Origin of the sequence: Amycolatopsis sp. PS_44_ISF1 (genome assembly GCF_032335455.1) — a bacterium.
Classification (GTDB): Bacteria; Actinomycetota; Actinomycetes; order Mycobacteriales; family Pseudonocardiaceae; genus Amycolatopsis.
Window position 1 is genome coordinate 3,036,669 of record NZ_JANUXO010000001.1, and the last position, 20,887, is coordinate 3,057,555.

General features: G+C 73.2%; 22 protein-coding genes. 13 read left to right on the forward strand and 9 right to left on the reverse strand.

What is annotated here, in order from left to right; genetic code table 11:
• Window positions 1-121: 121 nt before the first annotated feature.
• The gene (locus NYF13_RS13730; RefSeq protein WP_315656739.1) at window positions 122-709 is read right to left on the reverse strand and encodes a TetR/AcrR family transcriptional regulator C-terminal ligand-binding domain-containing protein; all 588 of its coding nucleotides are present in this window, start codon (window positions 707-709) and stop codon (window positions 122-124) included.
• 92 nt (window positions 710-801) lie between these two features.
• Window positions 802-1,833 (reverse strand): S1 family peptidase, encoded by a 1,032-nt coding sequence (locus NYF13_RS13735; RefSeq protein WP_315656740.1) that lies wholly within the window; start codon window positions 1,831-1,833, stop codon window positions 802-804.
• Window positions 1,834-2,149: 316 nt separating this feature from the next.
• Between NYF13_RS13735 and NYF13_RS13740 the strand changes: the two genes are divergently transcribed.
• Both NYF13_RS13740 and NYF13_RS13745 read left to right on the forward strand, forming a co-directional pair.
• Window positions 2,150-2,527 carry a MerR family transcriptional regulator gene (locus tag NYF13_RS13740; protein WP_315656741.1) on the forward strand — a complete coding sequence of 126 codons (378 nt, stop codon included), beginning with the start codon at window positions 2,150-2,152 and terminating at the stop codon, window positions 2,525-2,527.
• 106 nt (window positions 2,528-2,633) lie between these two features.
• The gene (locus tag NYF13_RS13745; protein WP_315656742.1) at window positions 2,634-3,557 is read left to right on the forward strand and encodes an NADP-dependent oxidoreductase; all 924 of its coding nucleotides are present in this window, start codon (window positions 2,634-2,636) and stop codon (window positions 3,555-3,557) included.
• 36 nt (window positions 3,558-3,593) lie between these two features.
• Here NYF13_RS13745 and NYF13_RS13750 read toward each other — a convergent pair whose 3' ends face one another.
• From NYF13_RS13750 to NYF13_RS13760, 3 genes are all read right to left on the reverse strand, one after another.
• Window positions 3,594-4,313 (reverse strand): hypothetical protein, encoded by a 720-nt coding sequence (locus NYF13_RS13750; protein ID WP_315656744.1) that lies wholly within the window; start codon window positions 4,311-4,313, stop codon window positions 3,594-3,596.
• A gap of 184 nt (window positions 4,314-4,497) precedes the next feature.
• Entirely contained in the window at window positions 4,498-5,196 is a 699-nt protein-coding gene (locus NYF13_RS13755) for a ceramidase domain-containing protein (RefSeq protein WP_315656746.1), read from the reverse strand.
• A gap of 184 nt (window positions 5,197-5,380) precedes the next feature.
• Entirely contained in the window at window positions 5,381-6,259 is an 879-nt protein-coding gene (locus NYF13_RS13760; protein ID WP_315656748.1) for a C1 family peptidase, read from the reverse strand.
• A 328-nt stretch (window positions 6,260-6,587) separates the two neighbouring features.
• On the opposite strand from NYF13_RS13760, the gene NYF13_RS13765 reads away from it, so the two are divergent.
• From NYF13_RS13765 to NYF13_RS13795, 7 genes are all read left to right on the forward strand, one after another.
• Window positions 6,588-8,612, forward strand: a complete 2,025-nt coding sequence (locus NYF13_RS13765) for an alkaline phosphatase family protein (protein ID WP_315656750.1) — start codon at window positions 6,588-6,590, stop codon at window positions 8,610-8,612.
• A 55-nt stretch (window positions 8,613-8,667) separates the two neighbouring features.
• Window positions 8,668-9,315, forward strand: a complete 648-nt coding sequence (locus NYF13_RS13770) for a TetR/AcrR family transcriptional regulator (protein WP_315656752.1) — start codon at window positions 8,668-8,670, stop codon at window positions 9,313-9,315.
• A gap of 36 nt (window positions 9,316-9,351) precedes the next feature.
• Window positions 9,352-9,858 (forward strand): VOC family protein, encoded by a 507-nt coding sequence (locus NYF13_RS13775; RefSeq protein ID WP_315656753.1) that lies wholly within the window; start codon window positions 9,352-9,354, stop codon window positions 9,856-9,858.
• A gap of 105 nt (window positions 9,859-9,963) precedes the next feature.
• Window positions 9,964-11,817: a GAF domain-containing SpoIIE family protein phosphatase gene (locus NYF13_RS13780; RefSeq protein ID WP_315656754.1), complete on the forward strand. Its 1,854-nt coding sequence runs from the start codon at window positions 9,964-9,966 to the stop codon at window positions 11,815-11,817.
• An 88-nt stretch (window positions 11,818-11,905) separates the two neighbouring features.
• Complete coding sequence (locus NYF13_RS13785; RefSeq protein WP_315656755.1) at window positions 11,906-12,439, forward strand: hypothetical protein; 534 nt, start codon at window positions 11,906-11,908, stop codon at window positions 12,437-12,439.
• Between the two features lie 3 nt (window positions 12,440-12,442).
• Complete coding sequence (locus tag NYF13_RS13790; RefSeq protein ID WP_315656756.1) at window positions 12,443-12,784, forward strand: DUF3253 domain-containing protein; 342 nt, start codon at window positions 12,443-12,445, stop codon at window positions 12,782-12,784.
• Window positions 12,777-13,076: a hypothetical protein gene (locus tag NYF13_RS13795; RefSeq protein ID WP_315656757.1), complete on the forward strand. Its 300-nt coding sequence runs from the start codon at window positions 12,777-12,779 to the stop codon at window positions 13,074-13,076. The genes NYF13_RS13790 and NYF13_RS13795 overlap by 8 nt, the downstream gene beginning before the upstream one ends.
• A gap of 65 nt (window positions 13,077-13,141) precedes the next feature.
• Here NYF13_RS13795 and NYF13_RS13800 read toward each other — a convergent pair whose 3' ends face one another.
• Together NYF13_RS13800 and NYF13_RS13805 are read right to left on the reverse strand one after the other, a co-directional pair.
• Entirely contained in the window at window positions 13,142-14,350 is a 1,209-nt protein-coding gene (locus NYF13_RS13800; RefSeq protein ID WP_315656758.1) for a DUF1501 domain-containing protein, read from the reverse strand.
• 6 nt (window positions 14,351-14,356) lie between these two features.
• Entirely contained in the window at window positions 14,357-15,658 is a 1,302-nt protein-coding gene (locus NYF13_RS13805) for a DUF1800 domain-containing protein (protein WP_315656759.1), read from the reverse strand.
• Between the two features lie 119 nt (window positions 15,659-15,777).
• On the opposite strand from NYF13_RS13805, the gene NYF13_RS13810 reads away from it, so the two are divergent.
• The 3 genes from NYF13_RS13810 to NYF13_RS13820 all read left to right on the forward strand — a co-directional run bounded on the left by NYF13_RS13810 (window position 15,778) and on the right by NYF13_RS13820 (window position 18,522).
• Window positions 15,778-16,458 (forward strand): response regulator transcription factor, encoded by a 681-nt coding sequence (locus tag NYF13_RS13810; protein ID WP_315656760.1) that lies wholly within the window; start codon window positions 15,778-15,780, stop codon window positions 16,456-16,458.
• Complete coding sequence (locus tag NYF13_RS13815) at window positions 16,455-17,762, forward strand: HAMP domain-containing sensor histidine kinase (protein ID WP_315656761.1); 1,308 nt, start codon at window positions 16,455-16,457, stop codon at window positions 17,760-17,762. The genes NYF13_RS13810 and NYF13_RS13815 overlap by 4 nt, the downstream gene beginning before the upstream one ends.
• 94 nt (window positions 17,763-17,856) lie before the next feature.
• Complete coding sequence (locus NYF13_RS13820; RefSeq protein ID WP_315656762.1) at window positions 17,857-18,522, forward strand: maleylpyruvate isomerase family mycothiol-dependent enzyme; 666 nt, start codon at window positions 17,857-17,859, stop codon at window positions 18,520-18,522.
• A 303-nt stretch (window positions 18,523-18,825) separates the two neighbouring features.
• On the opposite strand, the gene NYF13_RS13825 is transcribed toward NYF13_RS13820, so the two are convergent.
• The gene (locus NYF13_RS13825) at window positions 18,826-19,746 is read right to left on the reverse strand and encodes a winged helix-turn-helix domain-containing protein (protein ID WP_315656763.1); all 921 of its coding nucleotides are present in this window, start codon (window positions 19,744-19,746) and stop codon (window positions 18,826-18,828) included.
• Between the two features lie 73 nt (window positions 19,747-19,819).
• On the opposite strand from NYF13_RS13825, the gene NYF13_RS13830 reads away from it, so the two are divergent.
• A complete protein-coding gene (locus NYF13_RS13830; protein ID WP_315656764.1) occupies window positions 19,820-20,278 on the forward strand; it encodes a nitroreductase/quinone reductase family protein in 459 nt (152 codons plus the stop codon).
• 112 nt (window positions 20,279-20,390) lie between these two features.
• Here NYF13_RS13830 and NYF13_RS13835 read toward each other — a convergent pair whose 3' ends face one another.
• A complete protein-coding gene (locus NYF13_RS13835) occupies window positions 20,391-20,750 on the reverse strand; it encodes an EthD domain-containing protein (protein ID WP_315656765.1) in 360 nt (119 codons plus the stop codon).
• Window positions 20,751-20,887: the final 137 nt, after the last annotated feature.

Here is a 20,887-nt window from a genome sequence, read left to right on the forward strand (position 1 = left end):
TCAGGCCGCCGTTCGATCGGCGGGGTCCGAGCCGCATTTATGTAAGAAAACTTGCGTTAAGCGAGTATGGGCGCGCGGAAGCCACTAACGCAATATTTCTTGCAGAACTGTGGTGCGGGGCTCAGTGCTGCCCGAGCAGGCGGTCGACCAGCACGTCCAGGGCTTCGCCGGGTGGCTGGTACCCGAAGATGGCGCGCAGGTAGATCGGCGCGAGCACGACGTCGAAGACCTCGGCGACCGTCGGCGGGTTCGCGCGGCGGGTGGAGTCGTGGTCGATCGCCCGCTGGATCTGGCTGGTCCGCTCGAGCAGGTAGGCCGCGGCTTCCTCGCGGTGGGGGGAGGCGTTCGGCTGCTGGAGGGCCGAGCCGGCCGCGGCCAGCGCGCGGTAGAGGGCGAAGCCTTCGTGGGTGCTGACCTGCTCGGCCACCGACCGGGCCCAGTCCAGCAGGTCCGCCCGCAGGTCGCCGGTGTCCGGGAACGGCGACTCCTCGTTGAGGTGCGTCACGGCCACGTCGAGGACGAGGGACTCGATGGTCTTCCAGCGGCGGTAGACGGTGACCTCGTGGACGCCCGACCGTTCGGCCACCTCGCGCACGGAAATCGGGTCGCGCCCCTCGCCCAGGAGCGTGCGCACGGCCGCGTGCACGGCGAGCCGGGTGCGCGCGGTACGCCCTCCGGGCCGGGCGCGGTCCCCGGATGCCTCGGTCATCCCGGCAGATTAGCCGAGGTGGGCAGGAGGAGGTGGGTACAGCACTGAGGCCGCCTCCGGTTTCCCGGAAGCGGCCTCAGCCGATCTTCAGCTCACGCCAGGGTGAGGCCGTAGGAGGAGAGCTCGCGGGTCAGCGGGTAGAAGTAGCTGACCGACGGGCTGCCCCCGGAAAGGGTGCCGAGGCCCTTCGAGCCGTCGTAGGCCGGGCCGCCCGAGTCACCGTGGTCGGTGTGGGCGGTGGTGCCGAACTCGTGGTTGAGCACGCCGACGTCGAAGTTCACCGACTGGTCGACCGAGGTCACCTGGCCGGTGCCGCCGCCGGTGGTCGAGCCCTGCTTGGAGATGCGCTCGCCCACCTTCGGGGCCGCGGCGCTGGTGATGGCCTGGCCGGTGTTGATGCGGCCGGGCCCGCTGCCGTTGGGCCGGGTCAGCAGGCCGGAGTCGGCCCCGGGGCAGTCGCTTTCCACGACCCGCGCACCGCTGACGTCGCCGCCGCTCCAGGTGCCGCCGAGGTTGGTGCAGTGCCCGGCGGTCAGCAGGTAGGGGGTGCTGCCGCGCTTGACGTTGAAGCCGAGCGAGCACCGGGCCTGGCTGTTCTGGATGGCGTCGCCGTCGGCGATGTAGAGCTCGAGCTTGCCGGTCCGGTGCTCGATTCGCACGCTGTCGCCGTACTGCTTCGCCGCGGTGGTCACCTTTTCCGCGGTGGCCGGAGTGGCCGCCGAATAAACGGTCACCACGACCTGGTTGGTCGAGGTGTCGATGCCCCAGGCGGTCTGCGGGACGTCACGGACGGAGTCGAGCTTTTCCTTGACTCCGGTCAGCGCCGCGAAACTGTGGCTGACCTTTTTCGCGGTGAGGCCGGCGGCCTGGACTTTCTGCGCTCCGGCGTCGTTGAGCACCGTGACGACGGCTTTACCGTTGTCGAGGTAGTAACCCCCGGACGCGTCCCCCAGCGCGGCCAGCACCTGGTCGGCCTGCGCGATGGCGGTGTTCTGGGCCTGGGCGAACGCGGCCTCGGCCGACATCGGCGCGGGGGCGGCGCCGGCCGGGGCGGCGCACAGCGCGCACGCCAGCGCGCCGGCGGCGAAAGCGGTCAAACCGGCGAATTTCTTCCGTGCGGTCATCAACATCCTCCGAGCAGGGTTTGGGAAGACGAAAGAGAGCTGCGGTGCGCACACTGGGGGAAGCGAGGAGAACTATCCCCAGCATCGGAGTGGGACACCACCGACGAAAGTCGGCTTTTCACCGGGATCTCACATTGTTTTTCCGGTGACCGGAATCATCGGTGAAGACTCAGCCGGTAACGGAATGCAGCCGCGATTTACCACGGTCGGCGGAATGTTGGTGCATTGGCGAGCCGGCCGTTCACTACCGGTGGCCGGGAACCTCGCGGTGCCCGTTCGCCGGTTCACGCCCGCGCGCGGGCGTAAAGTTCCCGGTATGCGGATCGGCGAGCTGTCCCGGCGCACGGGGGTGAGCGCGCGCTCCCTGCGGTACTACGAAGCTCAGGGCCTGCTGGCCAGTTCGCGCTCCGAAACCGGCCAGCGGCACTACTCCGACGCCGGGGTCGAGCGGGTCGCGCTCATCCGCCGGCTGTTCGACGCCGGCCTGTCCAGCCGGGTGATCGCCAGTGTGCTGCCGTGCGTGGACACCCCCGGCGACGTGGACGTGGTCGAGTCGGCGTTCGAGACCATGGTCCGCGAGCGCGACCGGATCGACGCCGACATCGCGCACCTGGTCGAAACCCGCGACGCGCTCGACGGGCTGATCCGCGCCAACGGCCGGCACCAGGCGCACCTGTCCGCCCAGCCCGCTTAAGACGGTGACCCGCGTCTCAGCGGCTTGCCCCTGACACCGGTGTCAACGCCCAGCATGGCCACAGCGCCCGGGAACCACCGGGCCCGGTGCTCCGGGAGGACGTGAAATGGGACAGGCGTGGGGTTTCCGCCGTTACGGCGGACCCGAGGTGCAGGAGTCGTTCGACCGGCCCGATCCCACCCCCGGGCGCGGTGAGGTGCTGATCCGGGTCGCCGTCGCCGGGGTGAACCCCCTAGACCACCTGCTGCGCGCCGGGCTGGTGCCCGGGCTCGACGGCGGGCGCCCGTTTCCCCGGGTGCTGGGCATGGAAGCCGCGGGAACCGTGCTCGCGCTGGGCGAGGAGGTCGACGGGCTCGAGGTGGGTGACGCGGTCTTCGGCTTCGCCCTGACCGGCGGCGGCACCTACGCCGAGACGACGGTGCTGACTGCGGAGAACACCGCCCGCGTCCCGGCCGGTCTGTCCACGACCGTGGCGGCGGCGCTGCCCGTGGCCGGGACGACCGCGGTGGACGCGCTCGACCAGCTCGACCTCCCCGGCGGCGCCGCGCTCCTGGTCAACGGGGTCGGCGGCGGGGTCGGCCTCGCCGTGGCCCGGCTGGCCGTCGCGCGCGGGCTGCGGGTGACCGGCACCGGGAGCGCGGGCAAGCGCGAGCCCGCCGAGGCCGCCGGGGCCCGGTTCCTGGACTACCCCGCCGCCGACGTCGTCGAAGCGGCCCGGGAGCTGGTCCCGGACGGGTTCGACGGGATCGTCGACCTGGTCGGCGGCGCCTCGCTGCGGGCGGTCGCCCCACTGGCCCGCGATCCCCGCACCGTCATCTCCGTGGGTGACGCGTCGGTGTCCGGACTCGGCGGTCGTTTCGTCGAACGCCGTCTCGATCGCGGCAACCTGGAGCGCTCCGCCCGGCTGGCCCTCGAAGGGGACCTGGCGCCCGTGATCACCGCGGTCCACCCGCTTTCCGACGCCCCGGCCGCCCTGGCCGCGGTCGAGCACGGTCACCCCTCCGGCAAGGTGGTGATCAGGGTGTCCTGAGCGGTCCTCCCGCCCCGGCGGCCGCCCGGCCCCCGGTCAGTGGGCGAGGACGAACTGGTGCCCGTCCCACCGCCACGACTTCTTCACCGCGCTGGTCCCGCATTCGGCCAGCGGCTGGTCCGGGTTGCAGTCCTCGGTCTGCAACTGCCCGCCGGTCAGGGCCAGGCCGTGGGAGACGCCGCTGTTGCGGCTGTCCACGGTCGGGCCCGCCGGGGCGAGGTTGCCGCCGGGCTGGGCGGTGATGATGCCCCACCCGGAAGAGCCGTCGGTGTAGGCGATGGCGTTGCCGGTGCTGTCCTCGCTGAAGGCGCCGTTCAGCACGAAGGTGGCGTGCTTCATCCCGGACAGCACCGCGCCGGTCGCCTTGGCCCCCGGCGGGGCGTGGTGACCGGGGGTGTAGGGGTAGGAGCCGGTGCTGTCCTTGTGCCAGCCCTCCGGGCTGTCGGTCCAGAAGCCGACGTGTCCACTTTGGTCGTAGGTGATGGCCTCGAACCCGGTGGGGACGGCCACCACGAGGGCCTGCTGACCGGGCACCTTGGCGAGCAGCTGCGCCTTCGACTGCTGGGCCGGCGCCGAATCCCCGGTGGGCGTGGAACTCGGCGTGGGCTGGGTGGCCGCCGACGAGGCGGTCGGCGCGGCCGGCGTGGACGGGGCGCCCGCGGAGGCGTCCGGACCACCGTTGCCGCACCCGGTCAGGACGACCCCCGCCGCGGCGAGCAGCACCCCTGCCGTCGTCGCTTTCCTCGCGTGCCTCATGAGCTGACTCCTCCCGTTCCGCTTGGCTTGCCTCTACCCGGGAAGACGTGCAGCGAGTCTTCAGGTTGGCCCGCTTGCCCGAAAGGGCCGACCGGCGTCCTCCGTCCACTGAGGACCCCGCCGGGCCGCCGCGCGCGGTGATCGTGGGCCCCGCGGCGCGCGGCGACCGTCCGGTGGCACCCGATCACGCCGGCCCGGGGCCGCTCCCGGTCCGGCTGGTGACCTGCCGCCAGCGCCGGGTCAGCGCCCGGCCCAGCACGAACAGCACGGCACCGTTGAGCAGGTGCCAGAGGAAGTGGGTGCCGAGCGGGAACCAGGCGCAGATGCCGGTGTCGACGCTGCGGAACACCAGGGCGCCGGCGAACAGGATGGCCGCCGAGGCGAACGCGGGCCAGTGCTCCGCGCGTTCCGGATCAGCGGATCGGGCGAGGGCCACCGTGAGCCCGGCGAGGGTGGCCAGCACCGGGAGGTAGGGCAGCGAACCGTTGAGGCTGTGGCTGCCGAACCCGGCGGCGGTCACCCCGCAGAACGTCGCGAACCCCAGCACCGCCAGCCCGGCGCGCCGCCACCTCCACTGCCAGAACCAGTGGAAGTACGCGGCGAGGTAGCAGCAGACGAAGAGGCCGATCGGAGCCACGTCCAGCCCCTGCGACCACCGGGTGGCCAGGGTGTGGAAGACGAAGCTGCCCACCCCGATCGTGGCCATCAGCCCGGTGAGCACGGTCAGATCGACCGGAACCGGCGGCCCGGCCCGGCGTTGCGCCCGCCAGAGCAGCACGGCCGCGAGCAGGAACACGGCGTTGCTCAGCGCGTTGACCGGTTCGGCCCAGAACGCCGGTGAGACCCGCTCGCAGTAGTCGTCCAGGTGGTCCGGCCAGGGCATTCCGTCGGCTTCCGTCCTCGGTGGTCTTCCCGGCCAGGCTACGGGAGCGTTCCGGGGGCGGGTTCACGCGGATCGGCTTTTCGCCTCCACCGCTGGGCCGGGCCGGCGCGTTTCCGGGGCGGAAACGCCGGAAACCGTGGTGCGCCCGGCGATCGGTGCGCACCACGGTCCACGGTCGCGGGTATCAGCTCTGGGAGAGCGCACCCATCGCGTTGATCTCGTCGACGTCGCCGGTGCTGAAGAAGTCCCACGGGACGGTGACGAAACCGCCGTCGCCCCAGCTGTTGCCCCAGCTGTTCTCGATCTTCACGCCCTGGGAGTTGTAGGCCACGATGGTGACCTCGTGTCCGCCGACGACCGGGTCGCTGGAGGAGTCACCGGGCAGGTAGGAGTAGTCGCTCGCGCTCGAGCTGTCGAGGTCCATGAAGCTCTGGTGGACGTTGAACCCGATGGCGACGGGCTGGCCCTGGGAAATGGCGTTCTCGATGGCCTTCTTGGCGGAGCTGCCACTGGTGGGGAGCTCGGTGAAGCCGGAGATCCGGTAGTGCGCGGCGTTGGTCCGCTCATTCCGGTCGGGCTGGGTGGTGTAGTCGAAATCGCCCTGCCAGTAGTCGGATTTCGTGTCGATTCCCTGCTTCTGCTCCATCGGCAGGGCGACCGAGGCATTGGTGCCCTCGTCCTGGCCCTTGGCGATCTGGGAGTAGATGAACATCGGCGCCATCGGCTTGCCGCTGATCTTCTGCTCGTTCATGAGCACGCCGTAACCGGTGTAGCCGGTGGCCCAGGTCACGCAGGAGCCGACCTGGCCCTGGTCGCCCGGCGAGAGCGCGTACTTCGTCAGGTCGTAGCTGGTGGGCGCGGCCCCGGCCCGGTTCCGCACCGGGAGCGCGGCGGAGTGCGCGGTGGCGCTGTGCGCCGCCTTGGCTTCCCGCAGTCCGGCGAGGTTGAGTCCCATGCCGTGCTTGACGCCGTGGTGCGGGGTGGCGGCCGACGCCGGGGCCGCGGCCGCGGCCAGCCCGGCCGCGAGCACGACCGCAACAACCGACGCTTTTTTGATCTGCATCCTCGACTCCTTCGGACATGCAGAAAATAAAATGGGGGTTTGGGGAGAATTCGCGTTCAAGTGAACAACGCGTAGACAATGTAGGACCAGCGATCTGAGCGCTACCACCTACGAACGGATGGTCTGGATCATGGGACCCGCAGATCGCCGGGAATATCGAGTAACCCACCAAAAAGGACTTAGGGGACGGGTGCCCGCGATCCGGTCGGCGCCGGGTGGCGCGTGCGCACGATCGTCGGTCTCCGGCCGGGGGAAGTTCACGCGGAGTTGGTTTCGGCTGGATTGGATGGGCCGGACCCCACCACCGGCGCCGCACCGAGGAGCACCCATGCCCACCGATCCCCCCACCCCGGCCCCCGGCCCCTCGCGCCGCCGCTTCCTGCAGGGCGCGGGCGCCGCCGCCGGGGCGCTGGTGCTCGGCGGGATCGCCGAGCCGGGCTCCGCGAACGCCGCGGCGGACCCGCGGTACCGGCTGCCCCGCGGATTCCGGGGCGACCTGTCCGACCTCCGGCACGTGGTGATCCTGATGCAGGAGAACCGTTCCACCGACCACTACTTCGGCACGCTGCCCGGCGTCCGCGGGTTCGGCGACCGGCAGGCGCTGCGGTTCCAGGACGGCACCAGCGTGTTCCAGCAGAAGGACGCCTCCGGCGCGATCGTGACGCCGAAGGTCGACGACGGCCGGTGGGGCAACGACCACGGGGCGTGGGGCGACGCCGAGCACCGCAAGTGGGACCTGTGGGTGCAGCACAACGGTCCCAGTTGCATGAACTACCACAGTGACGCGTACATGAGCTTCTACCACTCGCTGGCCGCCCGGTACACGATCGCCGACCAGAACTTCTGCTCCGAGTTCGGGCCCACCGACCCCAACCGGAAGTACCTGTGGAGCGGCACGTCCGGCACCGAGACGGGCAACACCGACGAGTCGAACTACAGCCGGCCCTGGATCACGGTGCCCGAGCAGCTCCAGGAGGCCGGCCTCGGCTGGCGCCTGTTCTCCGACAACAGCGGCAACGGCCGCCAGGGGTACCTCAGCTCGTGGATCGGCGACTACGGCGACAACGAACTCAAGTACTTCAAGGGTTTCGACCCGCGGGGCCTGCCGGCCGACGACCCGAAGCTGCGGCCCGGCACGGGGCTGATCTGGCGGGGCAACGCCACGTACTACTCCGGCGCGACCTCGCCGGACGACGACTCCGAGGCCAACCTCGACGCGGTCCTCGCGGACTTCCGCGAAGCCTGCCGCCCGGGCGCGGAACACCCGCTGCCCGAGGTTTCCTGGCTCGTCGCGCCCTACGGCTGGTCCGAGCACCCGGACGCGGACACCCGCCACGGTGAGCGCTACACCAAGCGGGTGCTCGACATCCTGCAGGGCAACCCGGAGATCTGGGACCACACGCTGTTCATCCTCGACTACGACGAGAACGACGGGAAGTTCGACCACGTGCTGCCGCCGTTCCCCGAGCCCGGTACCGCGGGGGAGTACGCGGGCTCGTACCCGCTCGGCTTCGGCCCGCGCGTGCCGATGCTGCTGGTCTCCCCGTGGACCCGGGGCGGGTACGTCGCCTCGGAGGTCTTCGACCACACCTCGACCATCATGTTCCTGGAGAAGTGGGCGGCGCACCTGGGAAAGCCGTTCCGCTGTCCCCACATCACCGGCTGGCGCCGATCGATCTCGGGCGACCTGACCAGCGCGATCGACTTCGCCCACCCGAGGACCGGACCGGTGCCCCTCGCGGACCCGGCCGCCGAGCAGCCGGTGCGGATCGAGGCCGGCCACCTGAAGCCGCGGCCGCTGGGCTTCCACCCGCACGCGACCGTCTCGGCGGACCGCCGGGGCCGGGTCACCGCGAAGATGACCCTGGCCGGCGGTCCGGCGGGCAAGGCGGTGAGCTTCCAGGTGTTCCCGGACAAGCACAAACCGTTCTCCAGCACGCCGTTCACCGTCTCCGGGACCGAGCCCCGCGAGTACACCTGGGACACCGGGGAAACCGGCGGCGAGTACGCGTTCTCCATCTACGCCAACGACGGCTTCGTGCGCTCGTTCGCCGGGAAGGTCTCGCCCACCGGCCGTGACCCGCGGGTGGACGTCGACCTGCTGCGGCCGAACTTCCTCGAACCCGAGGCGCGCGTGCGGTTCATCCTGCACAACAACACTTTCAAGCCCCTGCGCTACCGGCTGACCGCGAACGACTTCGGCGGCGGCCCGCGCACCGTCACGGTGCCGGCCCTGCTGCCGGCGATCCTGACGTGGCCCACCGAAAACGGCTACTACGACGTGATCGTGACGGTCGAAGGCGACGACACCTGGCAGCAACGCTACGCAGGCCGGATCGCCACAGCCCGCTGACGCCCGGCGATATCGATACTTGCCAATATCGATATCGAGCAGTATCGTTTTTGGCATGGCACCGAGCGAGGCCGGGAAGGACCCTCCGGCGAAAGCGGGACGCAGGCGGGACCACGCCCGGGACGCGGTGATCCTCGACGCGGCCCTGGAAGTGCTGGCCGAGACCGGGTACGAGGGCATGACCATCGACCTGGTGGCCGCGCGGGCGGGGATGGCGCGGGCCACGGTGTACCGGCGCTGGGCGAGCAAGACGGACCTGGTGCTGGCCGCGGCGGCCCGGTTGAGCGCCACCGACGCCGACCCGGACCGGTTGCCGGACACCGGCAGCTACCGGGACGACGCGATCGCCGCGTTCGTCCCGGACGGCGCCGGGGACCAGCGGCTCCGGCTGCAGGTCGTGTCCGGTCTGCTCGCGGTGGCCCGGACCGATCCGCGGTTCGCCGAGGCCGCGACCCTGGCCGGGATCGAGCCCTGGATCGAGCTCAACCGGAGGCTGATGCGCCGCGCGGTGGACCGCGGGGAGTTCCCCCCGGGCGACATCGACACCCTCGCGCAGGTCATCCCCCTGCTGTGCCTGAGCCGCGCGCTGCAACAGAAGCCCATCACCGCCGAGTTCTCCCGGACCCTGCTCGACGGCGTGATCATCCCGGCGCTGCGGGCCGGGAGCCGACCCGCGCAAGACCGGCCGGGGCCGCACCGCTGAAACGATCGTTTTCCCTTCCACACCAGGAGATCTCCGATGAGCGTCACCACCACCACCCACCTCAACTTCCGCGGCGAAGCCCGCCAGGCGCTGGAGTTCTACCAGTCCGTGTTCGGCGGCCGGCTGATGATCGCCACCTACGGCCAGTTCGGCGTCCCCCAGGACGACCCGGACGGCGGCCCCTCCGGGTTCGCCCCCTTGCCGCCCGGCGCCCCGGACGCGGACCGGGTCGCCTTCGGGGTCGTGACCGGTGAGAACGGCTTCCGCGTGGCCGCCTACGACGTGTTCGGCAGCACCGGCGAAGGGCTGGCCGGGACCGGCGCGGCCACCGGGCGCCGGGCCGGCGGGCTGACGCACGACGAATCGCTGTTCCTCATGCTCAACGGCGACACCCTCGAAGACCTCAGCGGGCCGTGGAAGGCGCTGTCCGAAGGCGGCACCGTCATCGCGCCGCTGCCGTCCGCCGGCGAGACCTCGCCCTACAGCATGCTCACCGACCGGTTCGGCGTCACCTGGATCTTCGGCGTCACCCCGGCGCACTGACCTCGCCGCACCGGCTCGCGCCCAGGCCCGGCGCTGGTGGCCGGGTCGGTCGATTAGTCTGCCGTCACCATGGTTGACGGCGGGTGGATGGCGAGGGGTGCCCGGGTGCCCGAAGGTGGGAGCCCCCGGGCCGGCGAGGCGGGCCGGCTGGCGGCGTTGCGGGACACCGGGCTGACCGCGGCGCCCGATCCGGGCATGGAGCGGTTCGCGCGGCTGGTGGCCGGGGTGCTCGGTGTCCCGGCCGCCCTGGTTTCGCTGGTCGAGCCGGATCGGCAGGTGTTCCCCGGTCTGGCCGGGCTCGCCGGTCCGTGGGCCGCGGACCGGAGCACCCCGCTGACGCACTCGCTGTGCCGGCACGTGGTCCGGTCCGGAGAACCGCTGGTGCTGCCCGACACCCGGCGCGACGACCGCTGGTGCGCCGACCCCGCCGCCGGCGACCTGACCGTCGCCGCCTACGCGGGGGTACCGCTGACCGACGCCGACGGCCACGTCCTGGGATCGTTGTGCGCGATCGACACCAGTCCCCGCGAGTGGAGCGCGGCGGAGCTGGACTACCTGGAGGACCTGGCCGCGGCCTGCTCGGCCGAGCTGCGGCTGCGGATCGTGTCCCGTCGTTCCGCCCTCGCCCAGCGGCACGCGCAGGAGGCCGGGCGACGGGCCGACGAGTCGACCGCCCAGGCCAAGATCGCGCTGAGCCGCTCGGAGCTGCTGCTGCGCGCGGCGGAGGACCTCGGCGGCACCTCGAGCCTGGCCGATGTGCGCAGGCAGGTCCGGGATCTGGTCACCAGCGACCTCAAACCCAGCTACGTCGGCCTGATCCTGGTCGACGGGCACCGGCTGCGCCGCCTGGTCGACCTCGACCACGAAGCCGGGTCCGCGGTGGAGCACACCTACGAGCACTACGGCCTCGACGACGCGTGGCCCACCGCCCGCGCCGCCCGGGACAACACCACCGTCATCGTGCAGGGCGCCGACGACCTGATCGAGAGCGGTTACAGCGCCGAAGCGGCCGCCGCCTGGGCCGCGCTGGGGCTGTGCACCGCGATCTGCGTCCCGCTGCCCGGTACCCACATCCCCCTCGGCACCCTGGTCATCGGCTGGGACACCAGCCACGAACTCGACGTGGTCGAGCGGGCCGTGGTCACCGCGCTGGCCGGCTACACCGCCCGCGCGGTCGAACGGGCCCAGTTCCTCGACGATCGCGTCAGCGTCGCCCGGCAGCTGCAGGAAGCCATGCTCACCGAGCTCCCGGAACTGGAAGGGCTCGACGTCGCCGCGCTCTACCGGCCCGCGGCCAGCGGGGAGCTCGTGGGCGGCGACTGGTACGACGCCTACCCGCTGCCGCCCGCGGCCGGGGACGGCGGGGCCGCGGCGACGGTGGCGATCAGCATCGGCGACATCACCGGTCACAACATCCGGGCCGCGACCCTGATGGGGCAGTGGCGCAGCATGCTGCGCCAGGCCGACCTCGACCACCCCGGGGCCGGGCCCGCCCGGATCGTGTCCGCGCTCGAGCACGCCAACCGCGCCCTCGGCCTCCACGCCTCCGGCACCCTGGTCCACGCCCACCTCCGGCCCGCCGGGGACGGGAGCTGGCTGCTGAGCTGGACCGCCGCCGGGCACCCGCCGCCGCTGCTGCGCCACCCGGACGGCACCGTCGAGCAGCTCGACCGCGGCGACCTGATGATCTTCCCCGACTTCCGCACCCCCCGCCGCGGCGAGCACCAGGCCGTCCTGCGGCCGGGGGCGACCCTGTTGCTCTACACCGACGGCCTCGTCGACCAGCGCGGACGCGACCTCGACGCCGGCATCGCCCGGGCGGGGCAGCTGCTGGACTCCCTGCGCCGGCGGCCGCTCCCGGACCTGCTCGACCTCATCGCCGACGAGGTCGGCGGCCGGGCCCCGGAGGACGACGTGGCGCTGCTGGTCATCCGGGTGCCGGCGGCGTTCGGGCGGTAGGCTGAGGATTCCCCTGCCGCAGCGGCAAGGGCCTGCCGTTCCGCCCGGCCCGCCGGGGGCGGGACGCACCCCGACGGAAGGCCCTCTTGTGCCGACCCCCGCCGCGCACCCGTGGCACACCCGCATCGACCAGCTCCACGAGCAGGCGAGCGCGTTGTGCGCCGAGCTCTCTTCCGCCCCGATCGCCGAACGCCTCACCGCGCTGGCCCACGTCGACCGCACCTTCACCCACCTCTACCTCGACGCCCTCCGCGACACCGCGATCGAAGCCCGGTCCGCCGGGTGGGGCCTGCGCCGCATCGGCGCCGCCACCGGCCGCTCCCACGAGCGGATCCGCATCCTGACCACCCGCACCCGGCACCACCCCGCTCCCGGCGGTGGTGCCACGGGGGCCGGACCGGAGCGGGGCCCGGGGGCGCGGGCGCCCGGTGCGGAGCCGGGGACCGGCCCGCAGCCCCTCGCCCAGGAAACCGGTGGCGCGGTCCCGGACGGGGTCACCCTGGCCCGGACGCCCGGGCCGATCGGCGAACCGCCGCGGCGGACCCGGACGAAGGCCGGTGCGAGCCCGAGCCGGCCCGGCCCGGCGCCGGAGTGGCCGGTGTCGCCGCGGGGAAGGGCGTAGGCGATGGCTGCTCAGTCCGGGCCCAGACGGGAGCTGGAGCGGATCGGGGAGGGCAGCGGCCCCGGTGCGGACCAGGCCCGGACCGCGCTGCGCGCCGGGCCCAGCGCCGAACGGCTGCGGTCCGCCATTCTCGCGTTCGCCCGCGCGCGCGGCGCGGACAGCAGCACCTGTCCCTCCGATGCCGCCCGGGCGGTGGCCGACGACTGGCGCCCGCTGCTGCCGCGGGCCCGGGAGCTGGCCCGGCAGCTCGCCCGAGCCGGTTCGGTGCGGCTCACCCAGCGGGGCCGGACCCTCGATCCGGACGGTGCGTGGCAGGGCCCGATCCGGATCCACGCGGATGGCTGAGCCGGAACGCACGGCGGACGGGCACTTCATCGTGATCCGCGGCCGCCGCTGGCGGGCCACCGACCCCGAAATCCCGGAAGAGGCCGCCGCTCGGCTGCGAAGCCTGCTCATGCACGCCCGCCGCGACGTCGGCGCCGCTCTCCGGCACGAGGACAGCGAAGCCGAACGGGACGCCCGGGCTCGCGTGCACGCCGCGAAACTCGCGCTGGGCGAGCGCGGCACCCCGTGGTGGGAACAGAGTTCCGCCGAGCGGCGGCAGCGCTGGCAGCAGGGATTGGACGCCTTGGACTGAACCCGGACCGGGCGCGGCCCAGGCGGCTGCGCGGCCGCACCGGTGCTTGCGCCGCCGGGCCCCGCTCAGGTGAACAGGCCGGTCATCCGGCCGGTGTGGCCCGGCAGCACCTGGCCCGCGTCGGTGCCCAGCACGTCCTCCACCAGGGAGGCGTAGACGTCGCGGAAGTCGGTGGTGAGCTTGAGGTCGCCGTCGTCGAGGTCGGTCAGGCTCGGCTCGGCGCCGTGGAAGCCGCCGCGGACCCGGGTGCCCAGGACGAACACCGGTCCGGCCGTGCCGTGGTCGGTGCCCTGGCTCGCGTTGGCCGTCACCCGGCGGCCGAACTCCGAGTAGACCACGACCGCGGCTTGGCGCCCCCGGTCGGTCCGGCCCATCCGCTCCACGAACGGGGACAGCGCGCCGTCCAGCTCGGCGAGCAACCGCTGCTGGGTGCCTCGTTCGTCCGCGTGCGTGTCGAAGCCGCCCAGCGACACCGAATAGACCCGGGTGGGCACGCCGGCCTCGATCAGACCGGCGACCACGTCGAGCTGGGCCGCCAGCTCGCCCTGGCGCGGCTCGGCCCGGTCCCCGTCCGCCGGGGCCCCGACCAGGGTGTGCGCGGCGCGGTGCAGGTCGTCGACCGACCGCGCCGCCCGGGCCTGCCAGACGCCCTCCCCGGGCTGGACGGCCCCGAGCCCTTCGAACCCGGTGCCGAGCGCGCCGGAGGGCAGGTGCAGCCCGCCGACCGGCAGGGTCGCGGCGGCGGTCCGCTCCCCGGCCAGCAGCGGCGGCAGCACCGGCTCGACCGACACCGCCCGCAGCGGGTCCTCCCCGGTGGCGTCGAGCCAGCGGCCGAGCCAGCCGGAGGGCACGGCGGTCTCCGGGGAGGCGGTCTGCCAGATCGCCATCGAGCGGAAGTGGCTGTGGTCCGGCTTCGGATAGCCGACCCCGCGCAGCACGGCCAGCCGGCCGCTGTCCCACAGGCCCTTGAACCCCTTCAGCCCCGGGTTCAGCCCCAGTCCCTCGCCCAGGTCGAGGACGTCCTCGGCCCGGTAGGCGAGATCGGGCCGCGCCTTCTGGTAGGCGGGGTCGGCCGCGGGGACGACGGTGTTGAGACCGTCGTTGCCGCCGTAGAGCGTGACCACGACGAGCACCCGGGAGCCCGGGTCGATCGGGCGGTCCTGCGCCGCCGACATCAGCCGGCCCCAGTCGACCTGGGTGGCCCCGGCGGCGAGCGCCGCCGCGGCGGTCACCCCGGTCGCGGTCAGGAAGCGGCGTCGGTTGAGCTGCTGCACGATCGTTCACCCGCTCACTACGTATTCGGGGGCACAGGCGGCCAGTGCGGACAGCTCACGAACGTCTCCGGTGACGTGCGCGAGCGCGGCGCGGGTCCGGTCGGACCAGCGGTCGACGCCGAGCCGGTCACCGATCGCGGCGGCCCGGTCGTGCGCCGTGGCCACGGCGGGGAGGTCGGCGTGGGCGGCCACCAGCCGGGCCAGTTCGAGCCGGGCGACGCCGGAGGAGGAGGTGAGCCAGGCCCCGCCGGCCGCCCAGCCGCCCACGCTGGGGGGCTGGAACGGGATCTGGCCCATCGCGCGCAGTCCGGACAGCAGCCGGGCGCGGGTCTTGGCGTCGAGCGAGCCGGGACGGACACCGAGCGCGCGCAGCAACCCGGCCAGCCATTCGACCGGCTGCTTGACCAGCGACGTCGCGCTGTCGTGGAACGCCGGTTCTTCGGTGATCGCGCGCAGCAGCGAGCGGATGTCGCGGGCACTGCCGTAGGCGGCCACCAGCCGGTTGAGCGTGTCCGCCGGCGGCGGGGCGGCCGACACCAGCCGGAACCAGATCCGCCCGGCCACGAACGGCGCGGACTCCGGCCGGTTCAGCACCAGGTCCACCAGGGACTCGGCGGAGAGGTCGCCGCTGACCCCGAGGACCTGCTTCACCCCGTCGTCGTGGCGCTTCGGGATCAGCCGGGCGCCGGTGGCGCCCCGCGCGGCGGTCCAGCCGGTGAGCGCCCGCGCCGCCTCGCGGACGTCGTCCTCACGGTAGTGCCCGACGCCGAGGGCGAACAGCTCCATGAACTCCCGCGAAAGGTTCTCGTTCGGGCTGCCGGTCCGGTTCTTGTTGCCGTCCAGCCACAGCAGCATCGCCGGATCCACCACCATGGCCCGGGCCAGGTCGGTGAAGCGGCCGAGCGCGTGCTCGCGCTGGGTCCGGTTCTGGGCGAGCATCAGCCACGGGCTGCGGACCTTCTGCTCCCCGGTGGCGAAGTGCCCGTGCCAGAACCAGGTCAGCCGCTCGACCGAAGCGAGGTCGGCGGCGGCCATCCGGTCGAGCCACCAGCCCGCCGCCCGGTCGGCCTGGGCCCGCACCTCGGCGCCGTCCTGCTTCTTCGCCATCGCGTCGGCGTTCTGCCCGGAGGATCCCGCCGGGGGCCCGAGCTCGGGCGGGGGCGTCCCCGCGGCCCCGGCGTCCGGTCCGCCGCCCAGCAGCCGGTCCCGGGTTTCGGTGAACCCGCGATCGAGGTCGCCGGGCCGCGGGCCGAAGCCGAGGCGGTCGTGCAGCCGCCGGACGGACGCTCGCTCGGAAAGCACCACCATGACCTCGATGCTGCCCGCCCCGGTCCGGTTCGGACGATGCCGGCGCGGGCTTCTTAAGCCGATCCACAGGGAGGCGGACCGCGAACCCGGCCGCGAACCGGTCCCCTAGTCTGGGCCGCGTGGACGAGCCGGGCGCTCCGCGCATCCTGGTGATCGAAGACGCGGAAGCGATTCGCGTGTCGATCGAATCGGCGCTGACCGGCGCCGGCTTCTCCGTGCGGACCGCGCCCGACGGCAGCGGGCTCGAGACCGAGCTCGGCCGGAACCGGCCCGACCTCGTCGTCCTGGACATCATGCTGCCCGGCCGCGACGGCTTCGCACTGCTGAAGCTGATCCGGCGGCACTCCGCCGCGGGCGTGGTGGTGCTGACCGCGCGGGACGGCGTGGAGGACCGGTTGCGCGGCCTCGGGGACGGCGCCGACGACTACGTGGTCAAGCCGTTCGTGCTCGCCGAGCTGGTCGCCCGGGTGACCGCGGTCCTGCGCCGGACCGGCCGCATCCGCCCGGTCGTCGAGATCGGCGAGCTGGCCATCGACTTCGAAGGCGGCCTCCTGCGGTACGGCGCCGCCGAGATCGAACTGACCTCGACCGAGTGGAAGGTGCTGAGCTACTTCGCGCTCCACCGCGACCGGGTCGTCAGCAAGACGCAGGTGCTCACGGCGGTGTGGGGCTACGGCGACTACGCCCCGAACCTGGTCGAGGTCAACGTCAGCACCCTGCGCCGCAAGCTCGAAGCGCACGGCCCGCGGGTACTGCACACGGTGCGGGGACAGGGCTACGTCCTGCGGGGCGGCCCGTGACCGGCCTCCGCACCACCTCGCTGCGCCGCCGGGTCACCGCGGCCGTCCTGGTGGTGCTGGTGCTGCTGCTGATCGCCATCGGTTTCGTCGTCGACACGGTGTTCCGCGCCCAGGCCGAACGGGACGTCAACTCCGTGCTCACCGCGCGCGTCCAGCTCGCCCAGCAATGGGCGAAGCAGAAGGTCCCGCCGCGAAACCTCTTGCGGCGCCTGGGAACCCGTGGTGTGCAGGCGGCGCTGGTGCTGCCGGACGGCACGGTCCTCGGGGAGCCGGACCCGCCCCCGGACGCCCGGATCCGGCAGGTCCGGGCCACGCTCACCGGCCCCGCCGGCATCGACGGGGCCCGGCTGACGCTCACGGCGGACGAATCGCTCATCGCGACCGCGGAGCACAGCCTGCGCTGGGTGCTGGTGATCAGCAGCCTCGCCGCGCTCGTCGTGGCCGCGATCGCGATCCTGCTGGCCGTCCGCTTCGCGCTGGCCCCCCTGGACGCGATGACGCGCCTGGCCCGCTCGATCGTCTCCGGCGGACGCGGCGGACGCCTGGCCCCGGAGCGGACCGGCACCGAGCTGGGCCGTGCGGCGGCGGCGTTCGACTCGGCGCTGGATGCCCTCGAAGGGGCCGAGAAGGCCGCGCGAGCGTCCGAGGCGCACCTGCGGCAGTTCGTCGCGGACGCGGCCCACGAGCTGCGCACCCCCCTGGCCGGGGTGCAGGCCGCGGCCGAAGCCCTGCTGCAGCAGTCGTCGGCCACCTCCGTGGCCCAGCGGGAACGGCTCCAGCTCCTGGTGGTGCGCGAATCGCAGCGCGCCGGGAAGCTCGTGACCGATCTGCTGGACCTGGCCCGGCTCGACGCGGGCGCGGAGCTGGAGCGGGTCCCGGTCCCGCTGCGGGAGCTGGTGCAGGCCCAGGCCGACCAGGTCCGGCTGACCGCCCCGGACGTCATCGTGGAGGTCGGCGGGCCACCGGCCCGGGTGCTCGGGGACCCGGCCCGGCTCACGCAGATCCTGGCCAACCTCACCGGCAACGCCGTGCAGGCGATGCACGGCCGCGGCCGGCTCACCCTGGTGGTCGCGGGCGACGGGGTGACGGTGACCGACACCGGCCCGGGCGTGCCGGACGCCGAGCGCGAGCGCGTCTTCGACCGGCTCGTCCGCCTGGACACCGCCCGCGGCCAGCACGCCGGATCAGGTCTGGGCCTGCCCATCGCCCGCGGTTTCGCCCGGGCCCTCGGCGGCGATCTGCGGTGCGAGCCCGGCCCCGGGGGCGGGGCCCGCTTCCGGCTGGACGGCCTGCCGCCCGCGTGAGGGGCCGGACCCCACTGCGTGGACGACGCACCCGGTGCCGGTCTCCGGGCCCGCACAACGAGCGGCGGCCGGGCGGGCGTGGTGCACTCGACCGGTGGAACCGATCGAAGAGTGGACGAACGGCCGGCACCGCGTCGCCGAGCTGACCGCGGGCATCTCCGGCGACGAGGCCGGGCGGCCGGTGCCCGCCTGCCCCGACTGGACCGTCCGGGAACTGCTGGCGCACATGATCGGCCTGAACGCCGACGTGCTGGCCGGCGACGAGCCGGACGACCACAACCAGGAGTGGACGCAGGCCCAGGTGGACCGGCGCGCGGACCGGACGGTGGCCGGGCTGCTGGCCGAGTGGCGGGAGCTGGCCGGCCCGATGCGGCAGTGGATGCGCGAGAACAACACCCGGCCGCTGGGCGACCTCCTCATCCACGAACAGGATCTGCGCGGCGCCCTCGGCGTCTCCGGCGGGCAGGAGGCGGCCGGACTGGCCGCGCTGCGCGAAGACTTCGCCGAACGGTTCCGCGCCGCGGTGCGGGAGCAGCCGCCCATCCGGCTCGACGGCGACGGCTGGCAGTGGACCTCCCAGGGACCGGCCGAGGCGGCGGCGGTGGTCGTCGAGGCCGGTACCTTCGACCTCACCCGCGCCCTGATGTCCCGCCGATCCCCCGGCCAGCTGCGGTCCTGGACGACCCGCGGCGACGTCGGCCCGTACCTGGCCGGCTTCGCCTCCCTCGGGGACCTGCCGGACCGGGACCTCACGGAGTAGCCGACGCCGGTCCGCCGGATGCGTGATCACGGGTGGACGGGTTTTCGCCGGGCCTGCCGACCTCTCCCTGACCATGGTGGTCGCGCCGTGCGGCCGTGGCGTCGAGCCCTCCGCGCGTTCACCGTGGACGACATCTGAGCCGTCATCGAGGCCGCTGCTGAGCGCGTGCTGCCGGAGGACCGCGGTGCGCCCGGCCGCGGCGGGGGGTCAGCAGCCGTGCCCCGCCTCCGTCGTTCATCGCGTCCTGTGCGCTATCCGGCGAAGGCCCTTCCACGGGCGCGGTCGGGGCGGTGCTGTGCTAGGTCAGGTGATGCCGTCGAGCAGGGTGGTGAGGCCGGTGTGGAAGATCCGGTCGAGATCGTGGACGTAGGGTCCGGCGCGTCGCAGAGCCGGTCCGGCGAAGCGGTGCATCTCCCGCCGCAGCCGGGGATCGTGGTCGACGAAGTGCTCGGCGTCGACGCCGGTGTCAGCTCGGGCCTCCTGTTCCGCGGCGAGGGTGACGGCCATGCCCCGTACGTAGCCGAAGAGGACCAGGTGCAGGTCGAACCGCCGCTCGCGGTCGGTGACGATCTCTTCCAGGGCCGAGAGGTTCCACTCAGCCAGGGCGAGCAGGGCCGGTACCGGGTGTGGCCGGTGCAGCGACACCGCCCGGGCGGCCCACGGATGGGCCGAGTAGATCTCCCACTGGTGGCGGGCCGCTGCGGCGAGCTGGTGCCGCCAGCCGGTACCCCGTGCCGGTCGCGGTCGAACTTCGCTGAACACGTGCTCCAGCATGGCCGTGAGCAACTCGTCCTCGCCTCCGGCGATCCCGCGCACGGTCGTGGTCGCGAGCCCCAGATCGGTGGCGATCCGGCGCATCGACACCGCAGCCAGTCCGTCGACGTCGGCGAGTTCCACCGCCAGCGCCACCACCGTCTCCCTCGACGGGTTCTCCCCGCTCCGTCGTACCCGCTGCGCTGCGCCGCGCCGGGCGACGACGGTGCCGACGCGGGGCATCGACTGGACCAGCCCTTCCGCTCGCAGCAACGCCACCGCCCGTGACGCGGTCGCCGACGCGACCCCGAATTCGCCGACCAGAGCGCGGATCGAAGGCAACCGCTCGCCAGGGGCCATGCCTGCGACGCGGTCGCGCAGCGCCGCCGCGATCCGCCGGAACGGCGCGCCGGCGCCCGCGTCTTCCGCGATCCGGCCGGTGCCGGTGCCGGTGCCGTCCTGTCCTGCCACAGGATTGTCCTTCCGATCGTCTCCGGGCACGGTCTGCGGTGTTCGTACACCATCCACGGAAGCGGGGCCCGACGTGCAACGGTTCATCGACCGGGATCGACGGCGGCGATGGGTCACCGCGGTCAGCCAGGTCCTGCCCGTCCTGGCCAAGCTCGGCATCACCACCGGCCGGGCGCAGGTGCTCACCACGACCGGGAGGCGTTCCGGGCAGCCGCGCACCGCGATGGTCGGAGTGGTCCCCATCGGCGGGCAGCGCTACATCTTTCAGGCCTACCCCCGATCGGCCTGGGTGGCCAACGTCCGTGCCGACCCCCACGCCACCTTGACCCGCGGGCGGCGCTCGTCGGCGGTGCTGCTGATCGAGGTACCCGTCGGGCCACGCCGGGGGCTGCTGCTGCGGCAACTGCGCAACGACCCCGGCACCGGCCGGCTGCTCGTGGCGAGCGGCCTGGTCACCGGCCCCGCTCCGGAAACCGTCGCCGCGGCCGCCGACCGCATCGCGGTCTTCCGCGTCGAGCGGCAGCGGCGGTGACGGCCGCGGGACCCGGCTCCACCGGGGTGGTCCGGTCACCCACGACCAGGTCTGCGCCGGGCCGTCCGGGATGGCCGATCCGGTTCCGGCCCACGGCGGCCGCGGCCCGCTCCTACGGTGCCGCCGGGACCGGGCTTCCCGTAGTGCCGGTGAACTCCCGGACGGTCCAGGAACGGGTGCGGCCGCGGTCGAGGAAGCGGGCCTCGTCCTCGGCCACGCCCGAGTCTTCGGCCAGGACCAGGTCCAGCCAGCTCCGCCGGGCCTCCTCGTCGGCGAAGGACACGGTGGTCACCACGTCGAAGTCCGCTTCGTCCTCGCGCTGATCGCGCGGGGGCAGGTAGTGGCGCGTGTAGCGATCGGGCGCGGGCGCCCGGCTGAGGACCAGCGGGACGTGGTGGTGTTCGTAGTGGTCGACGAACTCGTCGTGACCGAGGTCATCGCGGCGGGTCAGCAAGGTCACGGTGGTGATCACGGGGGTTTCCCTTCCGGGCGGTCGTGGGCCGTCCCGCCGTCCGGTTTCGTTATTGTCCTCAGTGGACAGTGCGGTTCGGGTCTGGGTTTTGCCGTATTCGCAACGAATTTTGACGATGGGACGGGTGGGGGCCGATC

Excerpts from the sequence above, each read along its gene's own strand:
- NYF13_RS13730 (WP_315656739.1), bottom strand. The coding sequence starts at position 709 with ATGACCGAGGCATCCGGGGACCGCGCCCGGCCCGGAGGGCGTACCGCG.
- NYF13_RS13735 (WP_315656740.1), bottom strand. The coding sequence starts at position 1,833 with ATGACCGCACGGAAGAAATTCGCCGGTTTGACCGCTTTCGCCGCCGGC.
- NYF13_RS13740 (WP_315656741.1), top strand. The coding sequence starts at position 2,150 with ATGCGGATCGGCGAGCTGTCCCGGCGCACGGGGGTGAGCGCGCGCTCC.
- NYF13_RS13745 (WP_315656742.1), top strand. The coding sequence starts at position 2,634 with ATGGGACAGGCGTGGGGTTTCCGCCGTTACGGCGGACCCGAGGTGCAG.
- NYF13_RS13750 (WP_315656744.1), bottom strand. The coding sequence starts at position 4,313 with ATGAGGCACGCGAGGAAAGCGACGACGGCAGGGGTGCTGCTCGCCGCG.
- NYF13_RS13755 (WP_315656746.1), bottom strand. The coding sequence starts at position 5,196 with ATGCCCTGGCCGGACCACCTGGACGACTACTGCGAGCGGGTCTCACCG.
- NYF13_RS13760 (WP_315656748.1), bottom strand. The coding sequence starts at position 6,259 with ATGCAGATCAAAAAAGCGTCGGTTGTTGCGGTCGTGCTCGCGGCCGGG.
- NYF13_RS13765 (WP_315656750.1), top strand. The coding sequence starts at position 6,588 with ATGCCCACCGATCCCCCCACCCCGGCCCCCGGCCCCTCGCGCCGCCGC.
- NYF13_RS13770 (WP_315656752.1), top strand. The coding sequence starts at position 8,668 with ATGGCACCGAGCGAGGCCGGGAAGGACCCTCCGGCGAAAGCGGGACGC.
- NYF13_RS13775 (WP_315656753.1), top strand. The coding sequence starts at position 9,352 with ATGAGCGTCACCACCACCACCCACCTCAACTTCCGCGGCGAAGCCCGC.
- NYF13_RS13790 (WP_315656756.1), top strand. The coding sequence starts at position 12,443 with ATGGCTGCTCAGTCCGGGCCCAGACGGGAGCTGGAGCGGATCGGGGAG.
- NYF13_RS13795 (WP_315656757.1), top strand. The coding sequence starts at position 12,777 with ATGGCTGAGCCGGAACGCACGGCGGACGGGCACTTCATCGTGATCCGC.
- NYF13_RS13805 (WP_315656759.1), bottom strand. The coding sequence starts at position 15,658 with ATGGTGGTGCTTTCCGAGCGAGCGTCCGTCCGGCGGCTGCACGACCGC.